General features: G+C 75.5%; 21 protein-coding genes. 18 read left to right on the top strand and 3 right to left on the bottom strand.

Features of this window, described 5'->3' with window-relative positions; translation table 11 throughout:
• Nucleotides 1-10 precede the first annotated feature (10 nt).
• On the bottom strand, nucleotides 11-319 hold the full coding sequence (locus HND91_RS21945) for a hypothetical protein (RefSeq protein WP_181708750.1): 309 nt from the start codon (nucleotides 317-319) through the stop codon (nucleotides 11-13).
• 191 nt (nucleotides 320-510) lie between these two features.
• On the opposite strand from HND91_RS21945, the gene HND91_RS21940 reads away from it, so the two are divergent.
• Nucleotides 511-1,782 carry a DNA-packaging protein gene (locus HND91_RS21940; RefSeq protein ID WP_181708762.1) on the top strand — a complete coding sequence of 424 codons (1,272 nt, stop codon included), beginning with the start codon at nucleotides 511-513 and terminating at the stop codon, nucleotides 1,780-1,782.
• Nucleotides 1,783-2,065: 283 nt separating this feature from the next.
• The gene (locus tag HND91_RS21935) at nucleotides 2,066-3,052 is read left to right on the top strand and encodes an aldo/keto reductase (RefSeq protein WP_181708749.1); all 987 of its coding nucleotides are present in this window, start codon (nucleotides 2,066-2,068) and stop codon (nucleotides 3,050-3,052) included.
• 37 nt (nucleotides 3,053-3,089) lie between these two features.
• On the opposite strand, the gene HND91_RS21930 is transcribed toward HND91_RS21935, so the two are convergent.
• Nucleotides 3,090-3,794 carry a helix-turn-helix transcriptional regulator gene (locus tag HND91_RS21930; RefSeq protein WP_181708748.1) on the bottom strand — a complete coding sequence of 235 codons (705 nt, stop codon included), beginning with the start codon at nucleotides 3,792-3,794 and terminating at the stop codon, nucleotides 3,090-3,092.
• 196 nt (nucleotides 3,795-3,990) lie between these two features.
• On the opposite strand from HND91_RS21930, the gene HND91_RS21925 reads away from it, so the two are divergent.
• The 11 genes from HND91_RS21925 to HND91_RS21875 all read left to right on the top strand — a co-directional run bounded on the left by HND91_RS21925 (nucleotide 3,991) and on the right by HND91_RS21875 (nucleotide 10,586).
• A complete protein-coding gene (locus HND91_RS21925) occupies nucleotides 3,991-5,334 on the top strand; it encodes a phage portal protein (protein ID WP_181708761.1) in 1,344 nt (447 codons plus the stop codon).
• On the top strand, nucleotides 5,325-5,513 hold the full coding sequence (locus HND91_RS21920; RefSeq protein WP_181708747.1) for a hypothetical protein: 189 nt from the start codon (nucleotides 5,325-5,327) through the stop codon (nucleotides 5,511-5,513). The genes HND91_RS21925 and HND91_RS21920 overlap by 10 nt, the downstream gene beginning before the upstream one ends.
• Before the next feature lie 295 nt (nucleotides 5,514-5,808).
• On the top strand, nucleotides 5,809-5,991 hold the full coding sequence (locus HND91_RS21915) for a hypothetical protein (protein ID WP_181708746.1): 183 nt from the start codon (nucleotides 5,809-5,811) through the stop codon (nucleotides 5,989-5,991).
• On the top strand, nucleotides 5,988-6,521 hold the full coding sequence (locus HND91_RS21910; protein WP_181708745.1) for an HK97 family phage prohead protease: 534 nt from the start codon (nucleotides 5,988-5,990) through the stop codon (nucleotides 6,519-6,521). The genes HND91_RS21915 and HND91_RS21910 overlap by 4 nt, the downstream gene beginning before the upstream one ends.
• A gap of 97 nt (nucleotides 6,522-6,618) precedes the next feature.
• Nucleotides 6,619-7,875, top strand: coding sequence for a phage major capsid protein (locus HND91_RS21905; protein ID WP_181708744.1), 1,257 nt, complete (start codon nucleotides 6,619-6,621; stop codon nucleotides 7,873-7,875).
• A 102-nt stretch (nucleotides 7,876-7,977) separates the two neighbouring features.
• A complete protein-coding gene (locus HND91_RS21900; protein WP_181708743.1) occupies nucleotides 7,978-8,547 on the top strand; it encodes a head-tail connector protein in 570 nt (189 codons plus the stop codon).
• Entirely contained in the window at nucleotides 8,544-8,954 is a 411-nt protein-coding gene (locus HND91_RS21895; protein ID WP_181708742.1) for a tail completion protein gp17, read from the top strand. The genes HND91_RS21900 and HND91_RS21895 overlap by 4 nt, the downstream gene beginning before the upstream one ends.
• Before the next feature lie 42 nt (nucleotides 8,955-8,996).
• Entirely contained in the window at nucleotides 8,997-9,410 is a 414-nt protein-coding gene (locus HND91_RS21890; RefSeq protein ID WP_181708741.1) for a phage major tail protein, TP901-1 family, read from the top strand.
• Between the two features lie 10 nt (nucleotides 9,411-9,420).
• On the top strand, nucleotides 9,421-9,873 hold the full coding sequence (locus HND91_RS21885) for a gene transfer agent family protein (RefSeq protein ID WP_181708740.1): 453 nt from the start codon (nucleotides 9,421-9,423) through the stop codon (nucleotides 9,871-9,873).
• The gene (locus HND91_RS21880; RefSeq protein WP_181708760.1) at nucleotides 9,870-10,007 is read left to right on the top strand and encodes a phage tail assembly chaperone; all 138 of its coding nucleotides are present in this window, start codon (nucleotides 9,870-9,872) and stop codon (nucleotides 10,005-10,007) included. The genes HND91_RS21885 and HND91_RS21880 overlap by 4 nt, the downstream gene beginning before the upstream one ends.
• 33 nt (nucleotides 10,008-10,040) lie before the next feature.
• Nucleotides 10,041-10,586: a phage tail tape measure protein gene (locus HND91_RS21875; protein WP_246329639.1), complete on the top strand. Its 546-nt coding sequence runs from the start codon at nucleotides 10,041-10,043 to the stop codon at nucleotides 10,584-10,586.
• Nucleotides 10,587-10,611: 25 nt separating this feature from the next.
• Here the strand turns inward: HND91_RS21875 and HND91_RS21870 are convergent, their stop codons facing one another.
• Nucleotides 10,612-10,866: an HP1242/YdcH family protein gene (locus tag HND91_RS21870; protein WP_181708739.1), complete on the bottom strand. Its 255-nt coding sequence runs from the start codon at nucleotides 10,864-10,866 to the stop codon at nucleotides 10,612-10,614.
• A 171-nt stretch (nucleotides 10,867-11,037) separates the two neighbouring features.
• Here HND91_RS21870 and HND91_RS21865 point away from each other — a divergent pair, with 171 nt between their 5' ends.
• The 5 genes from HND91_RS21865 to HND91_RS23145 form a co-directional block, all read left to right on the top strand.
• Complete coding sequence (locus HND91_RS21865; protein WP_181708738.1) at nucleotides 11,038-11,676, top strand: phage distal tail protein, Rcc01695 family; 639 nt, start codon at nucleotides 11,038-11,040, stop codon at nucleotides 11,674-11,676.
• Nucleotides 11,673-12,557, top strand: a complete 885-nt coding sequence (locus HND91_RS21860; RefSeq protein ID WP_181708737.1) for a DUF2163 domain-containing protein — start codon at nucleotides 11,673-11,675, stop codon at nucleotides 12,555-12,557. The genes HND91_RS21865 and HND91_RS21860 overlap by 4 nt, the downstream gene beginning before the upstream one ends.
• On the top strand, nucleotides 12,554-13,042 hold the full coding sequence (locus HND91_RS21855) for an NlpC/P60 family protein (RefSeq protein ID WP_181708736.1): 489 nt from the start codon (nucleotides 12,554-12,556) through the stop codon (nucleotides 13,040-13,042). Before HND91_RS21860 ends, HND91_RS21855 begins: the two co-directional genes overlap by 4 nt.
• Before the next feature lie 51 nt (nucleotides 13,043-13,093).
• Nucleotides 13,094-16,984 carry a baseplate multidomain protein megatron gene (locus tag HND91_RS21850; protein WP_181708735.1) on the top strand — a complete coding sequence of 1,297 codons (3,891 nt, stop codon included), beginning with the start codon at nucleotides 13,094-13,096 and terminating at the stop codon, nucleotides 16,982-16,984.
• Nucleotides 16,977-18,158: DUF2793 domain-containing protein (locus HND91_RS23145; protein WP_281379153.1), on the top strand; the 1,182-nt coding region annotated here is incomplete at its 3' end. The genes HND91_RS21850 and HND91_RS23145, both read left to right, overlap by 8 nt.

Raw genomic sequence — 18,158 nt, 5'->3', positions numbered from 1 at the left:
TGCGGGTCGCCTACGAGGAGACGGACGAGCCGCTGGCGGCGATCGCCGCCCGGCTGGGGATGCACCGGACCACGCTGTTCGACCATGCGACGCGGCGGGGCTGGCGGCCGAGGCGTCCGCTTCTGGCGGCCGCCCAGGCGGCCGGCCGGGCGACGCGCCGCCCGGCGCCGGACACCTCGGCGCTGGTGGTGTCGCTGCAATGGGCGACGGCCCGGATGGTGGCGAGCCTGGAGGGGCGGCTCGGCCGGACGGGAGCCCCGGTGGAAGAGAAGGACGTGAAGCTTCTGACGGCGCTCGCGGGGGCGCTCGGCAGGATCATCGACCTCGAGGACCAGGAAAGGGCGGCCCGTGAGCGAACCGAAGCGGGGGGCGGGGATGCGGGGCCGGGCGGCGCGGCCGGCCGGGCCGGCGAACGGATGGCCGGACGAAGCGAGATGCGTCGCGCGCTTGCACGCCGGATTGCGGCGCTTGGCGCGGATCTCGACGGAGCCGGCGCGGGTGCTGGCGCTGATGGAGGGCCTGACGGAGGCGGAGGCGGCGGCGATCCTCTCCGACTGGCCGGTGTGGGCGCGGGCGGACCAGCTGCCGCCGCCGGGGACCTGGACGACCTGGCTGGTGATGGGCGGCCGCGGGGCGGGGAAGACCCGCACGGGGGCCGAATGGATCCGGGCGCTGGCGCTGGGTGAGACCTGGGCGCTCCGCGCGGACGGAGAGGCGGCCGGGCGGATCGCGCTCGTGGGCGAGACCCTGGCGGCGGTGCGGGACGTGATGGTGGAGGGGGTTTCGGGCCTCCTCGCGGTGCACGGGGACGGCGAGCGGCCGGTGTGGCAGCCGAGCCGGAGGCGGCTGGAATGGCCGAACGGCGCGGTGGCGGAGGCCTTCTCGGCGGAGGACCCGGACAGTTTGCGCGGGCCGCAGTTCGCCGCCGCCTGGGGCGACGAGATCGCCAAGTGGCGGCACGCGGACGCCACCTTCGACATGCTGCAGTTCGGCCTGCGCCTCGGCGCGCAGCCCCGGCAGGTGGTGACGACGACGCCCCGGCCGGTGCCGCTGGTGCGCCGGCTGCTGGCCGACGGCGGGACGGCGGTGACGCGCTCCCGGACGGCGGACAACGCCGCCAACCTGGCGCCGGCCTTCCTGACCGCCGTGGTGGGGCGCTATGCCGGAACCCGGCTGGGCCGGCAGGAGCTGGACGGCGAGCTGGTGGAGGACCGGCCGGACGCGCTCTGGACCCGGGCGGAGCTGGAGGCGGTGCGCCTGACCGGCCGGCCGGCGCTGCGGCGGATCGTGGTGGCGGTGGACCCGCCGGCCGGATCGCGCCGGACCTCGGACGCGTGCGGGATCGTGGCGGCGGGCCTCGACGGGGACGGGCGGGCGGTGGTGATCGCCGACGCCACCTGCGAGGGCGCCCGGCCGGAGACCTGGGCGCGGCGCGCGGTGGCGCTCTACCATCAGGAAGAGGCGGACCGGCTGGTGGCGGAGGTCAACCAGGGCGGCGACATGGTGGCGGCGGTGATCCGCCAGGTGGACGGCCGCGTGGCCGTCGAGATGGTGCACGCCACCCGCGGCAAGTGGGTGCGCGCCGAGCCGGTGGCGGCGCTCTACGCCCAAGGGCGCGTGCGCCACGCGGGGCGGTTCACCGAGCTGGAGGACGAGATGGCGGACTTCGGGCTCGACGGGCTGAGCGGCGGGCGTTCGCCGGACCGGCTGGACGCGCTGGTGTGGGCGCTGACGGCGCTGATGCTGACGGAGCGCAGCGAGCCGCGGGTGCGGGGGCTGTGAGGGCGACGGGTGGCGGGCGTCGGGACGGCGTGGGCGGTGCGAGAGGAAGGCGTGGGCGGTGCGCCTTCGCGCACCACGATGGGCGGAGGGTGGGGTGGGGCGGCTCGAACGGCGTGAGCGGTCGCGGGGCGGGGTGCGCGGTCGCGCGGAGCGGGGCGGGGTGCGCGGTCGCGCGGGGTGCGCGGTCGCGCGGAACCGTTCGGGCGGCTGCGGATTGCGCAGGACGGGGCGGGGCGATAGAGGCTCGGCCTTCATTCCATCGCCAGACATCGAGGACAGTCCCATGAGAAACCGCCCGTTCGGACGCACCGGCTTCACCGTGTCGGAGATCGGCTTCGGCGCCTGGCAGATCGGCGGATCGTGGGGAGACGTGCCGGAACAGGAGGGCGTGGCCGCGCTGAACGCCGCGCTCGACGCCGGCATGACCTTCGTGGACACGGCGGACGTCTACGGCGACGGCCGCTCGGAGACCATCGTGGCGCAGGTGCTGGCGCAGCGCGGCGGCGAGCGCCCGATGGTGGCCACCAAGGCCGGCCGGCGGCTGTCGCCGCACGTGGCGGACGGCTACACGAAGGAGAACCTCTCCGGCTTCGTCGACCGGTCGCTGCGCAACCTGCGGGTGGAGACGCTGGACCTCGTGCAGCTGCACTGCCCGCCGACGGAGGTCTACTACCGGCCGGAGGTGTTCGCGGCGCTCGACGACCTGGTAGCGGCCGGCAAGATCCGCCACTACGGCGTGAGCGTCGAGAAGGTGGAGGAGGGGCTGAAGGCGATCGAGTATCCGGGCGTCGTCAGCGTGCAGATCATCTACAACCTGTTCCGGCAGCGGCCGGCGGACCTGTTCCTGAAGGAGGCCAGGCGCCGCAACGTGGCGGTGATCGCCCGCGTGCCGCTGGCGAGCGGGCTCCTCTCCGGCAAGATCACCGCCGCGACCGCCTTCGCCAAGGACGACCACCGCGCGTTCAACCGGCACGGCGAGGCCTTCGACGTGGGCGAGACCTTCGCGGGCGTGCCGTTCGAGGTGGGTCTCGCGGCGGTGGAGGAGGTGCGCCGGCTGGTGCCGGTGGGCACCTCCATGGCGGCCTTCGCGCTGAAGTGGATCCTCGCCGAGGAGGCCGTCACGGTGGTCATCCCGGGCGCCCGGAACGCCGAGCAGGCGCGCGCCAACGCCGCCGCGGCCGACGAGGCGGCGCTGACCACGGACGCCCTCGGCGCGGCACGCGAGATCTACGACCGCCTGATCGCCCCGCACGTGCATCACCGGTGGTGAGATCGGGGTGGACGGCGCCGGCTCGCGCGGGACGGAGTCACGCGCTGAGCCGGGGGCGCTCGGCGAGGCCGTCGGTTTCGCGCCATTCCTTGAGGAGGACGCGGCGGCGGCGGGGGTAGCGTTGGGCGAGGTCCTCGGCGTCGGTGATGCGGTCGGCGCGGAAGTGCCGGAAGGCGGTGCGGAGCTCGCACCAGGCGGTGAGCACGCGCACCCTGTCGTAGAAGGCAAGGGCGACCGGCCAGACCGTGCGGGTGGTGCGGACGCCCTGCTCGTTGACGTAGGAGAAGCGCAGCTTCGTCTCGTTGCGGATGGCGGCGCGCAGGAGCGCCAGATCGACCGTGTCGGCGATCTCCGGCCGGCTCATGGCGACGAGAAGGCCGTTCTCCTCCATATGGTCGGCGAGGTCGCGCGGCAGGACCGCGCCGATCTTGGCGAGCGCGTCGGTGGCGGCGCGGGCGAGGCGCGCGTCGGCCCGTGACGAGATCATCTGGGCGCCGAGGGCGAGCGCCTCGATCTCGTCGTCGGTGAACATGAGCGGCGGCAGGAGAAAGCCCGGCTTCAGCACGAAGCCGACGCCCGCCTCGCCCTCGATGGGCGCGCCCTGGGCCACGAGGGCCTGGACGTCGCGGTAGATGGTGCGCAGCGACACCTGAAGCTCCTCCGCCAGGTCGGCCCCGGACACGGGGCGGCGCCGGCGCCGGAGAGCCTGGACGAGGGCGAGGAGTCGTTCGGCGCGGGACATGGTCACCTTCCGGGATGGCGGCTTCCGCGATCAAGGTTCCGGGTTCGTTCCCCTCGGGCCGGGCATCATGCCAGATCAAGCGCCGGTTGCAAGAGCGCGGGACGGGAATCCGGCTCCGGACGGGAGCCGGGCCGGGTGGACGGCCGACCGCCGGACCCGGCGCATGGACGATCATCAAGCGAGCGAGGACGGGGCGATGGCGCGACGCTGGTTTCAGCTCGGCGGGTGGAGGCGCGCGTCCGCGCCGGTGGACGCGAAAGCCTCGCGGACGGGGGCGCTGGTGGCGCTCCAGACCGGCGGGCGGGCCGTGTGGACGCCGCGGGACTACGGGGCGTTCGCCCGCGAGGGGTACCTGAAGAACCCGTTCGTCTACCGGGCGGTGCGCATGCTGTCGGAGGGCGTGGCGTCGATCCCGTGGGTGCTGACGGACGGGCTGCGGGAGCTTGACGTCCATCCGGCGCTGGACCTTCTGGCCCGGCCGAACCCGCGCGACGGACGGGCGGCGCTGCTGGAGGCGGTGGTCGGCCACCTGCTGATCGCCGGCAACGCCTATGTGGAGGCGGTGTCGGTGGACGGCCGGGCGGCGGAGCTGCACGTGCTCCGGCCCGACCGGGTGCGCGTGGTGCCGGGGCCGGACGGCTGGCCGGCCGCCTTCGAGTATTCGGCCGGCGGGCGGACGCTGCGGCTGCCCGCTGAGGCGGACCGGGGGCCGTCGCCGGTGATGCACATCACGACCTTCCATCCGCTGGACGACCACTACGGGGCGGCGCCCATCGAGGCGGCGGCGGCGAGCCTGGACGTGCACAACGTGGCGACGGAGTGGAACAAGGCGCTGCTCGACAACGCGGCCCGCCCTTCGGGCGCGCTCGTCTACGGCGGCGGCGGCGGGTTCTCGGACGAGCAGTTCGAGCGCCTGCAGCGGGAACTGGCGGACGGCTACCAGGGGGCGCGGAACGCGGGCCGGCCCATGCTGCTGGAGGGCGGGCTGGACTGGAAGCCCATGTCGCTGAGCCCGAAGGACATGGACTTCCTGGAAGCCAGGAACGCGGCCGCCCGGGAGGTGGCGCTGGTGTTCGGCGTGCCGCCCATGCTGCTGGGCGTTCCCGGCGACGCCACCTACGCCAACTACCAGGAGGCCAACCGGGCTTTCTGGCGGCAGGCGGTGGTGCCGCTGGCGACGCGGGTGGCGGAGGCTTTCGGGCGCTGGCTGCTGGCCTCGGACGGGGACGGGCGCCGGCTGGGGTTCCGGCTGGACCTCGACCAGGTGCCGGCGCTCGCGGCGGAGCGGGACGGCTTGTTCACGCGGCTCGCGGGAGCCGACTTCCTGACCCGGGACGAGAAGCGGATCGCGGCCGGCTATGCGCCGGACGGCGGCGCGGCGGCGGCCGGGAGCGGGCTGGAGCGGAGCGGCGCGGGGCTGCACGGTGCCGGGGACGGTCGTCAAGCGGGCGGTGACCCGGACGGCGGGTCAGGCGGCGGGACTGGGGTCGCGGCCGACGGCGGCGCACGGGGCGGGCATGGAGACGGCGCATGGACGTGACCAAAGCCTTCGCCGAGCGGGGCGACCTCGCCCATCTGGCGCTGTTCCTGTGGGCGTCGGGCGCGAGCGCGCTCCTGGTGCTGACGGTGCGGGAGCTTCTGGCGCAGGTGCGCCGCTTCGACGAATTCGTCGCCGAGGTGGCGCGGCTGAACGAGCGACTGCGCGAGAAGGACGGCTGACGGTTTGGCCGGGCCGGCAGGCTCGACGCCGTGTGAGGACCGGGCGCCAGGGGATTCGGCCGGCTCGGTCTTTTCCATAGAGCTAAACGAATACTTTAACGCGGCGCCGGGTGACGGCGGGCGCGGGCACGCGACCGGCGGCGGGCGCATTCGGACATGGCGGCATCTTCCACGGGCGACCGGAGACGGGCGCGGGGGGCGACCTCGCGCGCGGCGGGTGGGGCGTGGCCGCCATGCGGCGGCGGCCATCCGCCGGCGGTGGGCTTGCCGGTGGCGGCACAACCAGGAGGGCGACATGGGCAGACGGGGACGCGGCGTGATGACGACCGTGGCGCGGATCACCGGCCGGCGGTCCGGACGGGGCGAGGCGAACGCGGTGTTCCGTGTTTTCGCCGAGCGGCTGGAGCGGCGCGTGTCGGCCGGGCCGGGGCGAACCGGACGGGCGCGGCCGGCGGGCGGGCCGGGAGGCGGCCGATGAGCGCGGCGGCCTCGACCCTGTCGCGCCGGGAGGCGGGCCGGGGCGTGTTCCAGGGCTATGCGAGCCTTTTCGGCGTGACCGACCTGACCGGCGACATGGTGCTGCCCGGCGCCTTCGCGGCGACGCTCGCGAGGCGCGGGGCGGCGGGCGTGAAGCTTCTCTACCAGCACGATCCGGCGGAGCCGATCGGCCGCTGGCTGGACATCCGCGAAACGGACCGGGGCCTGCGGGTGACCGGACAGATCCTGGCCGACACCGTCAAGGGGCGCGACGCGGTGGCGCTGATCGAGACCGGCATCCTGGACGGCCTCTCGATCGGCTTCCGGACCGTGCGGGCGCGGACGGACCGCAAGACCGGCGTGCGCCGGGTGGCCGAGGTGGACCTCTGGGAGATCTCGGTCGTGACCTTTCCGATGCTGCCGGGCGCGCGGATCGACCCACCGGCGGCGGCCTCCGCGCTTCTCCAGGAGACGCGGGCGGCGGGGACGGCGGAGACGATCCGGCGGGCCGCCCGGGCGATGGCGGTGTGAGGCGCCGGGCCCTGTCCGACCGGGCGGGCCCGATCCGGGCGCACGGCGGACCGGGGCGGGCGCATGTGCATGGGTTCGATCAACGGGAGAGACGAGAATGACCGACCAAGCGTGCGGCGTGCCCGAGGTGAAGGGCACCGCCATCATCGACCAGGCGTTCGAAGGCTTCATGCGCACCTTCGAGGCGTTTCGCGAGACCAACGACCAGCGGCTGAAGGACCTGGAGACGCGGCGCGCGGACGTGCTGACCACGGAGCGGCTCGCCCGCATCGAGCGTTCGATGGACGAGCAGAAGAGCCACATGGACCGGATGGTGCTGGCGGCGAACCGGCCGCCGCTCGGCGACGGCGCCCGGCGCAACGGGGTGGCGACGCCGGCGGACCTGGAGCACCGGGCGGCCTTCGACGCCTATGTGCGGACCGGCACGGAGGGCAACCTGAGAGCCCTGGAGGCGAAGGCGCTGTCGGCGGGCGTGGGCGCCGACGGGGGGTTCACGGTGACGCCGCAGATCGACGCGGAGATCGGCCGGCGACTGGCGGTGATCTCGCCGATCCGGTCGATCGCGTCGGTGAGGACCATGTCGGCCGGGACGTTCCGCAAGCCCTACCGGCTGGCCGGGGCGGCGGTGGGCTGGGTGGCCGAGACGGCCGCCCGGCCGCAGACCAATTCGCCGACGCTGGCGGAACTGGTGTTCCCGGCCATGGAGCTCTACGCCATGCCGTCGGCCACACAGATGCTGCTCGACGACACGGCGGTGGACGTCGACCAGTGGCTGGTGGAGGAGATCGAGCTCGCCTTCGCGACGCAGGAAGGACAGGCCTTCGTGGCCGGCGACGGCCTGGCGCGGCCGCGCGGCTTCCTGGCCGTGCCGACGGTGGCGGAGGCCGCCTGGGCCTGGGGCAGCCTCGGCTATCTGGTGACCGGCGTTTCGGGCGGCTGGCCGGCGGCCAATCCGTCGGACGTGCTGGTGGACCTCATCTACGCGCTGAAGGCCGGATACCGGCAGAACGCCACCTTCGTGATGAACCGCAAGACCCAGGCGGCGGTGCGCAAGCTGAAGGACAGCACGGGCGAATACCTGTGGAAGCCACCGGCCTCCGCGGACGGACGCGCCTCGCTGATGGGCTTTCCGGTGACGGAGGCGGAGGACATGCCGGACGTTTCCGCGAACAGCCTGGCTGTGGCGTTCGGCGACTTCCGCCGCGGCTATCTGGTGGTGGACCGGATCGGCACGCGGGTGCTGCGCGACCCCTATTCGGCCAAGCCCTACGTGCTCTTCTACACGACCAAGCGCGTGGGCGGCGGCGTGCAGGACTTCGACGCCATCAAGCTTCTGAAGTTCGGCACCACCTGACCGCCGGCCCGGCGGCGGGCCCTGGGCGGGCGAACCGCCGCCCGGGGCCGGCGCCGGCGCACCGCGCATTCCTCGACGCGACCTGAACCAACGAGAGATCCCATGAGCGTCAGTCTTTTGGCCGTGCCGGCGGTGGAACCGGTGAGCCTCGCCGACCTGAAAGCGCACCTTCGCGTGACCGGCGGCGAGCAGGACGTGGCCCTGATCGCCCTGACGGTGGCCGCGAGGGCCACGCTGGAGCGCCTGGCCGGGCGTCACATGATCAGCCAGGGCTGGCGGGTGCACCTGGACGCCCTGCCGCCGGACGGGCTGGTGACGCTGCCGCTGCGGCCGGTGCGGAGCGTGACGGCGGTGCGGGTGATCGGGGCCGGCGGCGAGGCGACGGTGGTGCCGCCGTCGGCCTACACGCTCGACCGCGCGTCCGAGCCGGCGCGGCTGCGGTTCACCGCGCCGGTGCCGCGGCCGGGCGTTCCGATCGCCGGCGTGGAGGTGGACCTGGTGACCGGCTACGGCACGTCGCCCGACAGCGTGCCGGAGCCGCTGCGCCAGGCGGTGCGGCTGCTGGCGGCGCGCTGGTACGAGACGCGCGCGGACGGCAGCGGCAGCGCCGACCTGCCGGACGAGGTGGTGCGGCTGGCGGACCTCTACCGCGTGCGCAGGCTGGTGGCGTGAGCCGGCGCACCGACATCCTGATCGCGGTGGAGAGCGCCGTGATGGCGGCCCTGTCGGCGGACGCGGCGCTGCGCGCCAAGGTGGGCGGGCGGATCCACGACGGGCCGCCGAAGACGCGGCTGACGCCCTACCTGGCGCTCGGCGGCGCCACCGCCGAGCCGTTCGGCCATGGCGATGGGGAGGGCGCCCGGGTGGCGCTGACCGTGGAGGCGGTGGCCGGCGAGACGGGCCGGCGCGAGGCGCTGGACGTGATCGACCGGGCTGCGGCGGTGCTGGAGGCGGCGACGCCGGCGCTTTCGGCCGGGCGGCTGGTGCTGATGGACCTGCGCGACGCGTCCGTCGCCAGGAGCGACGACGGCCGCACCTGGCGCGGGCGCCTGACTGTGGTCGTCACGGTGGACGACTGACGCGACCTTTCTTCCCTGAAAGAACCACGAGAGGACGAGGCGATGCCTGCGCAGCGCGGACGGGATCTCCTGTTGAAGCTGGACCAGACCGGGTCCGGCGCCATGGTGACGGTGGCGGGCCTCCGGGCGAGGCGGCTCGCCTTCGGGGCCGGTACCGTGGACGTGACCGACGCGGACAGCCCGGGCCGCTGGCGCGAACTGATGGAAGGCGCCGGCGTGCGGCGGGCGAGCCTCGCCGGGACGGGCGTGTTCCGCGACGTGGCCGCGGACGCGACGGTGCGGCAGATCTTCTTCGACGGGCTGCTGCGCGCCTGGCAGGTGGTGATCCCGGACTTCGGCGTGGTGGCGGGCCTCTTCCAGCTGACCACGCTGGAATACGCCGGCACCCACGACGGCGAGGTGACCTACGAGATCGCGCTGGAATCGGCCGGCGCGCTGACCTTCACGGCGGCCTGAGGAGGCGGGGATGGCGAACCGGCATCGCGGCGAGATCGCCGTGACCCTCGACGGGCGGGAGAGGCGGCTGCGGCTGACGCTCGGCGCGCTCGCGGACCTGGAGACGGCCCTCGGGGCGGCGGACATGGGCGACCTCGCCCGGCGGTTCGCGGCCGGGCGGCTGAGGGCGCGGGACGCGGTGGCGGTGCTCGCCGCGGGCCTGCGCGGCGCGGGCGAGGCGGTGAGCGACCGGGAGGTGGCCGCCATGGCGATCGACGGCGGCGCGCCCGCCTACGCGGCGGCGGTGGCGGAACTGCTGGCGGCGACGTTCGGGGGTGCGGACGACGGCGGCGGGGCCGAGCCGACCGGGCCGGCGGGGGAGGACGGCGCGGACCGGGCGGGGGGCGCGGGGCCGGCGGGGGAGGACGGCGCGGCGCGCCCTTTCCCTGGGACGACGCCCTCGCGTTCGGCTTCGGCGTCCTGAGGCTGGCGCCGGACGCGTTCTGGGCGATGACGCCGCGGGAACTGGCGGCGGCGGCGGGCGCGCGGCGGCCGGGCGCGGGCGCGCCGTCCCGGCGGGCGCTGGAAGCGATGATGCGGGCGCACCCGGACGGGTGAGGCCGGCGCGGGCGACGGGAAGGAGCAGGCGGGATGCGGGACAGACCAAGCCTATTCGACGATCGGGCGCTGGACGAGACGGAGGAGCGGATGAAGCGGCTGGAGAAGGCCGCCGAGAGCTTCGGCGTCGGCCTGTCGCGCGCCCTCAGGGCCGCCGTGGTGGACGGCCGGCAACTGGACACCGTGCTGCGCGGCCTGGCGCTGCGCTTTTCCGACCGGATGCTGCAGACGGCGCTGGCGCCGCTCGACAAGGCGATCGGGGACGGGATGGCGCGGGCGGTGACGGGGGCGGTCGGAGCGATCGGCCGGGTGATGCCGTTCGCCAAGGGCGGCGTGGTGGCATCGCCCACCTATTTCCCGATGCCGGGCGGGACGGGGCTCGCCGGCGAGGCGGGTCCGGAGGCGATCCTGCCGCTGGCGCGCGGCCCGGACGGGCGGCTCGGCGTGCGCGGCGAGGGCGGCGGCGTGCACGTGACGTTCAACGTGACCGCGACCGACGCCGACAGCTTCCGCCGCTCGGAGGCGCAGGTCTCGGCGATGCTAGCCCGCGCCGTCGGACGGGGACGGCGCGGGCTATAGCGACATGGCCCAACGAGGAGGGGGGTCAAGCCACGGCGCGTTTCTCGGCGGCGATGAGCGCCGCGATCTCGTCCTTCAGGGCAAGGCGGTGGCGCTTGAGGTCGGTCAGGACCTCGTCGCTCGCCGGCTCGATCAGGGATTCGATCCGGTGAATGCGCCGGTTGATGTCGTGGTACGTGTCCGCCAGCTGGGCGAAGTGGGGGTTCGAGACCTTGAGAGCGTGGAGCGTCTCGTGGTCGTCGGGGAACTCCGCGCCGAGTTCGTGGGGCGTGTGGGACATCGCGTTCCTCCCTGAATGATCGATCCCGAGTCGTCGGTGCCGAACCGTCGGTTTCGCCGCCGAGTATCGCCAGCCGGCGCCGATCCGCCTTGAGGTGGATCAAGCGGCGCGGGCACGGCCTCGCGCCGGCCCCGTCGCGGGGCCGGAGACCCCCCATCCGGAGAGCGCGCCGTGACACTCCTTCCCGCCTTCCACGAGGTGTCGTTCCCGCTGTCGGTGGCGCTCGGCGCGACCGGCGGGCCGGAGCGGCGGACCGAGATCGTGGTGCTCGCCTCCGGCCGGGAGGTGCGCAACGGCCGCTGGGCCGACAGCCGCCGGCGCTACGACGCCGGCTCGGGCGTGCGGTCGCTGGACGACCTCGCCCGGGTGATCGCCTTCTTCGAGGAGCGGCGCGGCCGCCTGCACGGCTTCCGCTTCCGCGACCGGGCCGACTGCCGCTCGGGCGCGCCCTCGGCGGCGCTCGCGCGGACCGACCAGCGGATCGGCACCGGCGACGGGGCGACGCGGATCTTCCAGCTGACCAAGACTTACGGGGCGAGCTTCGCGCCCTACGTGCGGCGGATCGTGAAGCCGGTGGCCGAGACGGTGGTGGTGGCGGTGAACGGGGCGGCCGCGCCGGTGACCGTGGACGGGGCGACCGGGCTGGTGACCTTCGCGCCCGCCAACACGCCGCCGCCGGGCGCGGCGGTGACGGCGGGCTTCCTGTTCGACGTGCCGGTGCGGTTCGACACGGACGCGCTGACCGTGAACCTGTCCGGCTTCTCGGCGGGCGAGATCCCGCGCATTCCGCTAATCGAGGTGCTGCCATGAGGACGTTTCCGGCCGCGCTGGCGGCCCATCTCGCAGGCGAGGCGACGACGCTCGCCCACGCGTGGATCCTGCGCCGGACGGACGGCGCGGTGCTGGGCTTCACCGACCACGACCGGACGCTGACCGTGGCGGGCGTTCCGTGCGAGCCGGCGGCCGGGTTCGACCGATCGGCCGCGACGGCGCACGCGGGCTTCGCGGTGGGCGACGAGGAGGTGAGCGGGGCGCTGACCTCCGACCGGATCACCGACCGGGACCTGGCGGCCGGGCTCTATGACGGCGCGCGGGTGGAGGTGCATCTCCTCGACTGGCGAAACCCGGCGACGGCGGTGCTGGTGCGGGCCGGGACGATCGGCGACGTGGTGCGGGCCGACGGCGCCTTCCGGGCGGAGGTGCGCGGGCCGGCGCACGCGCTGGAGCAGCCGTCCGGCCGGCTGTTCGGGCGGACGTGCGACGCGGAACTCGGCGACGCGCGCTGCGGCGTGGCGCTCGGGCCGTGGCGGTCCGCGGCCGTGGTGGCGGAGGCGGACGGGCCGGGGCGGATCCGGGTGAGCGGGGTGGACGGGCTGCCGGCGGGGCGGTTCGGCGGAGGGAGCGTGCGGGTGACGGCGGGGCCGCTCGCCGGCTGGCGGACGACGGTGGCGGCCCACGACGCGGGAGACGCCGGCGTGTGGCTGGCGCTCTGGCCGGCGCTGCCGGCCGTGCCGGCGGCTGGGACGGCGCTGGAGCTGACGGCCGGATGCGACAAGCACTTCTCCACCTGCCGGGACCGGTTCGGCAACGGCGCGAACTTCCGGGGCTTCCCGCACATGCCGGGCAACGACTTCGCGCTCGGACCGGCGCGGCCGGACGGCGACAACGACGGCCAGGCGGTGGTGCGATGACGGGCGGGGCGGGTCCAAGCCGGGCGGCGATCGTCGCGGAGGCGCGTTCGTGGGTGGGAACGCCCTATCGGCACCAGGCGTCGCTGAAGGGCGTCGGCTGCGACTGCCTCGGCTTGGTGCGCGGGGTCTGGCGGGCGCTGATCGGCCCGGAGCCGGAGACGGCGCCGGCCTACACGCCGGACTGGGCGGAGGCGGGCGGGACGGAGACCCTCGCCGAGGCGGCGGCCCGGCACATGACCGCCGTGGACCCGGCCGACGCCCTGCCGGGCGACGTGCTGCTGGTGCGCTGGCGGCCGGGGCTGCCGGCCAAGCACGCGGTGATCCTGATCGGGCCGGACCGGTTCGTCCACGCGCAGGACGGAGCCTCCGTGGCGGAGGGGCACCTCGGCCCGTGGTGGCGGGCGCGGGTGACCCATGGCTTCGCCTTTCCGGGCGTGACGGGGCCGGGCCTCGAGCCTGCCGGCGAGCCGGGCGGGGCGGCCTGAATCAACATCTGAAGTTCTGAATGTGATCTCTGAAGGCGGAGGGCGAGGTCCATGGGATCGCTGGTGCTCTCGGTGGTGGGCGGCGCTATCAGCAGCGTGTTCGGGCCCGTCGGAACGGTGATCGGGCAGGCGCTCGGCGGGCTTGCCGGATCGGCGGTCGACCGGGCGCTGTTCGGCGGCGGGGAAAGCCGCGAGATCGGCCGGTTGACCGACCTGACGGTGCAGACCTCCACGGAGGGGACCGCGATTCCGCGGGTCTACGGGCGGGTGCGGCTGTCGGGGCAGGTGATCTGGGCGACGCGGTTCGAGGAGGAGGCGACGTCGGAGGCGGCGGGCGGCAAGGGCGGCGGGCCGCGGGTGACCACGTTCGCCTATTTCGCCAACCTGGCGGTGGGGCTTTGCGAGGGGCCGATCGCCCGGGTGGGGCGGGTGTGGGCGAACGGCGTGCCGCTGGACCTGACGCGCGTGACCATGCGGGTGCACCTCGGCGGCGAGACCGAGGGGCCGGACAGCCTGATCGAGGCCAAGCAGGGCGCCGCCGGCGCCCCGGCCTACCGGGGCACGGCCTACGTGGTGTTCGAGCGCCTGCCGCTCGACGACTTCGGCAACGCCCTGCCGCAGTTCGCCTTCGAGGTGATCCGCCCGGTGGGGCGGCTGGAGCGGCAGATCCGCGCCGTGACGCTGATCCCGGCGGCGACCGAGTTCGGCTATGCGACGCGGCCGGTGAACCGGGTGGTGCGCCGGGGCGTGACCGAGCCGGAGAACCGGCACCAGACGGTGGCGGCCTCCGACGTGGAGGCGAGCCTGGACGAGCTGCAGGCGGTCTGCCCCGGCCTGACCGGGGTGGCGGTGGTGGTGTCCTGGTTCGGCGACGACCTGCGGGCCGGCCATTGCACGATCCGCCCGAAGGTGGAGCGGGCGGACCGGACCACGACCGGGATGGGATGGGCCGTGGCCGGGATCGGCCGGCACGAGGCGACGGTGGTGTCCACCGTGGAGGGGCGGCCGGCCTATGGCGGGACGCCGAGCGACGAGAGCGTGGTGGAGCTGATCCGGGCGCTGAAGGCGCGCGGGCTGGCGGTGACCTTCTACCCGTTCGTCATGATGGACGTGCCCGCCGGCAACACGCTGCCGGACCCGGCCACGGGCGCGGCGGGGCAGCCGGTCTATCCCTGGCGGGGGCGGATCACCTGCCATCCGGCACCGGGGCGGCCGGGGACGCCGGACAAGACGGCGGCGGCGGCCGGGCAGGTGGCGGCCTTTCTCGGCGCGGCGGCGCGGGGGCACTTCGGACTTGCGGACGGACGGGTGCGCTACACCGGGCCGGCGGAGTGGCGCTATCGGCGGATGATCCTGCACTACGCCCACGTGGCGGCCTTGGCAGGAGGCGTGGACACCTTCCTGGTGGGATCGGAACTGCCCGGGCTGACGGTGGTGCGCTCGGCGCCGGGCGCGGGGCCGCGGCCGTTCGTGGACGGGCTCAAGGGGCTCGCCGCCGACGTGAAGGCGGTGCTGGGGGCGGGCACGAAGGTGAGCTACGCGGCGGACTGGACCGAATGGTTCGGCCATCACCCGGCGGATGGGTCCGGCGACCGGATCTTCCACCTGGATCCCCTGTGGGCGGACGCGAACGTGGACTTCGTGGGCATCGACGCCTACCTGCCGCTCTCCGACTGGCGGGACGGCACCCACGCGGACGCGGCGCTGGCGGACGGGCCGAAGGACCGCGCCTATCTGGCCGCGAACGTGGCGGGCGGGGAGGGCTTCCACTGGTACTACGCCAGCGAGGCGGACCGGCGGGCCGGCGTGCGGACGCCCATCACGGACGGGGCCTACGGCAAGCCGTGGATGTTCCGCTTCAAGGACCTCGCCGGCTGGTGGGGCAACCGGCACCGCGACCGGGTGGGCGGCGTGGAGACCGGGGCCGACACGGCCTGGGCGCCGGGGCTGAAGCCGATCCGCTTCACCGAGATCGGCTGCCCGGCGGCGGACCGGGGCGCCAACGAGCCGAACGTGTTCCCGGACCGGGTGTCTTCCGAGGGCAAGGCGCCGCGCTTCTCGGCCGGGCGGCGGGACGACGGCATGCAGCGGCGGGCCCTGGAGGCGATGCTCTCGCACTTCGACCCGTCGGCGCCGGGGTTCGCCGAAAGCCGCAACCCGGTGTCGCCGCGCGACGGCCGGCGGATGGTGGACCATGGCGGCACCCACGTGTGGACCTGGGACGCGCGGCCCTATCCGGCGTTTCCGTCGAAGCGGGAGGTTTGGAGCGACGGGGGCAACTGGCTGACCGGCCATTGGCTGACAGGCCGCATGGGCGCCGCGCCGCTGGACGACGCCGTCAAGGCGGTGCTCGCCGATTGCGGGATCGCGGACGCGGACACGGACGGACTGACGCCGGTGGTGGACGGGATCGTGATGCCCGGGCGGACGAGCGCGCGGGCGCTGCTGGAGCCGCTGGCCGGGCTGTTCCGGTTCACCGTGACGGAGCGGGGCGGGACGATCGTGGTGCGCGACCGGCCGGCGCGGATCGCCGCGACGCTGACCGCGGGCGACCTGGTGGAGCCCGCGGACGGGCCGGCCGTGGAGAGCCGGCGCGCCCAGGCGGAGGACGCGCCGAGCGAGATCGCGGTGGGGTTTCTCGACGGCATCACCGGCGAGCGGACGAGCGTGGCGGCCCGCCGGGTGGGCGGCCGGGGGACGCGCGACCTGACGCTGCCGGTGAGCGCGCCGGACCCGGTGATCCGCGCGGAGGCGGAGGCGACCCTGCGCGACCTGGAGGCGGGCCGTGACCGGCTGCGCTTCGCCCTTCCGCCGAGCCGCCAGGACATCGAGGCGGGGGACGTGGTGCGGCTGGTGCGCGACGGGGCGTCGATGGACCTCCTGATCGAAAGGATCGAGGACGGGCCGGTGCGCGCCGTGGAGGCCCGGCGGGTGGATCTGGCGCTTCGGCCGGTTGCATCGCCGCCGGACGACGGGCGGCGGCGGGCGGGCGCATCGGTGATGGTGGCGCCGCCGTTCGGCCTGGTGCTGGACCTGCCGCTTCTCGCCGACGACGGGGTGGCGCACCGGCCGTGGCTGGCGGTGACCGGGGCGCCCTGGCCCGGGACCGTGCAGGCGCACCGGCGGGTGGGCGGCGGGTTCGAGTTGTTCGCGGCCGTGACCCGGCCGGCGACCGTCGGCACCCTGGAAACGCCGCTGCCGCCGGGGCCGGTGTGGCGGCGGGACCGGGGCGGGGCGGTGGAGCTGACGCTGATCCGCGGGACGCTGCAGAGCCGGACGCCGGAAGCGGCGCTCGGCGGCGCGAACGCGCTGGCGGTGGGATCGCCCGAGACCGGCTGGGAGGTGCTGACCTTCGAGACGGCGACCCTGGTGGGCGAGCGGCGCTACCGGCTGGCCGGGCTTCTGCGCGGGCTGAAGGGCACCGAGGCGCTGGCGGCGGCGGGGCATGGGGCGGGCGCGACGGCGGTGCTGCTGGACGGCGCGATCGTGCCGCTGCCGGTGGACCGGGCGGCGCTGGGGACGACGCTGGAGCTGCGGATCGGCAAGGCGGGGCTCGACGTGGCGGACCCGGCGATGACGGCGGTTGCGTCGGTGCCGGCGGGCGTGGGCCTGAGGCCGCGCGCCCCGGTGCGGCTGACGGCGCGGCGGCTGGCCTCCGGAGACGTGGAGGTGCGCTGGATCCGGCGGACCCGGATCGGCGGCGACGACTGGACCAGCGCCGACGTGCCGCTCGGCGAGGCCTTCGAGGCCTGGCGGGTGACGGTGTTCGCCGGCGGGGCGGCCGTGCGGGTGATCGAGACGGACAGGACGGTGGCGACCTACGGGGCGGCCGCGCAGGCGGCGGACTTCGGCGGGCCGCCGGCGGCGATCGAGATCGGGGTGGAGCAGATGGGCGACGGCCGAGTGGCGGGCGCGATGGCGCGGAGGACGATCCATGTCTGAGACGGCGAACCTCAAGCTGCCCCTCCTGGCGGCGGACCAGGCGCAGAAGCATGTGACCCACAACGAGGCGCTGGAGGCGCTGGACGGGCTCGTCCAGCTCTCGGTGGCGTCCCGGACGGCGACGGCCCCGCCGCCGGCGCCGGCGGCCGGGCGGCGGTGGCTGGTGCCGGCGGGCGCGACGGGAGCGTTCGCCGGGCGGGAGGGGCAGGTGGCCCGGTACGACGGGACGGCGTGGGCGTTCGACGCGCCGCGCGACGGCTGGATCCTGGTGGTGGAGGACGAGGGGCGGCTGCTGGTGCGCCTCGGCGGCGACTGGCGCGACCTCGCCGACTTCGCCTGGCTGTCGGCCTCCGGCGGATCGGCGCGGGCGCGGGTGAACAAGGCCGCGCCGGCGGACACCGCGAGCCTCCTGTTCCAGACCGGCTGGAGCGGCCGGGCGGAGATCGGCCTTTCCGGCAGCGACCAGCTGTCCGTGAAGGTGAGCCCGGACGGGAGCGCCTGGACGGAGGCGCTGTCGGTGGACGGCGGCACCGGGCGGGTGAGCTTCGCGCTCGGGGCGCAGCGCACCCAGGTGGACGCCTTCACGGCGAACGGCGTGTGGGTGAAGCCGGCCTGGGCGCGGACCGTGACGGCGGTGCTGATCGGCGGCGGGGCCGGCGGCGGCTCGGGCCGGCGCGGGGCTTCCGCCACGGACCGGCGCGGCGGCGGCGGTGGCGGCGCGGGCGGCTGGGCGAGCGAGACCTGGACGGCGGACGAGCTGCCGCCGACGCTGACCGTGGAGGTCGGGGCGGGCGGGGCGGGGGGCGCGGCGCAGACGATCGACAACCGGGACGGGGCGAACGGCGGCAGCGGCGGCCACACGCTGATCCGGACGGGCGACGAGACGCTGCTGACGGCCGAGCGCGGATCGGCCGGTCTGGCGGGCGCGGCCGTGGCCGGCCAGGGCGGCTGGGGCGGCGGCGGCACGCTCGGCGGCGCGAACGCGGGCGGCGCACCCGGCGCGCCGGCCGGCGGCGCGGGCGTTGAGTACAGCCTCGGTGTCGGGCCGGGCGGCGGCGGCGGCGGCGGCGGGGTGTCGGCGGCCGGGTCCGTCGGCGGCGGCGGCGTCGGCGGGCGCGGCTACCGGGCGGCGTCGGCGGGCTCGCGCGTGGCGCTCGGCGGCGCCGCGGGCGGA

The organism is Chthonobacter rhizosphaerae, from assembly GCF_013839525.1.
GTDB classification, from domain to species: Bacteria; Pseudomonadota; Alphaproteobacteria; order Rhizobiales; family Pleomorphomonadaceae; genus Chthonobacter; species Chthonobacter rhizosphaerae.
The sequence above is the reverse complement of the archived record's forward strand: the minus strand, read 5'-3'. Positions and strand labels throughout refer to the sequence as shown.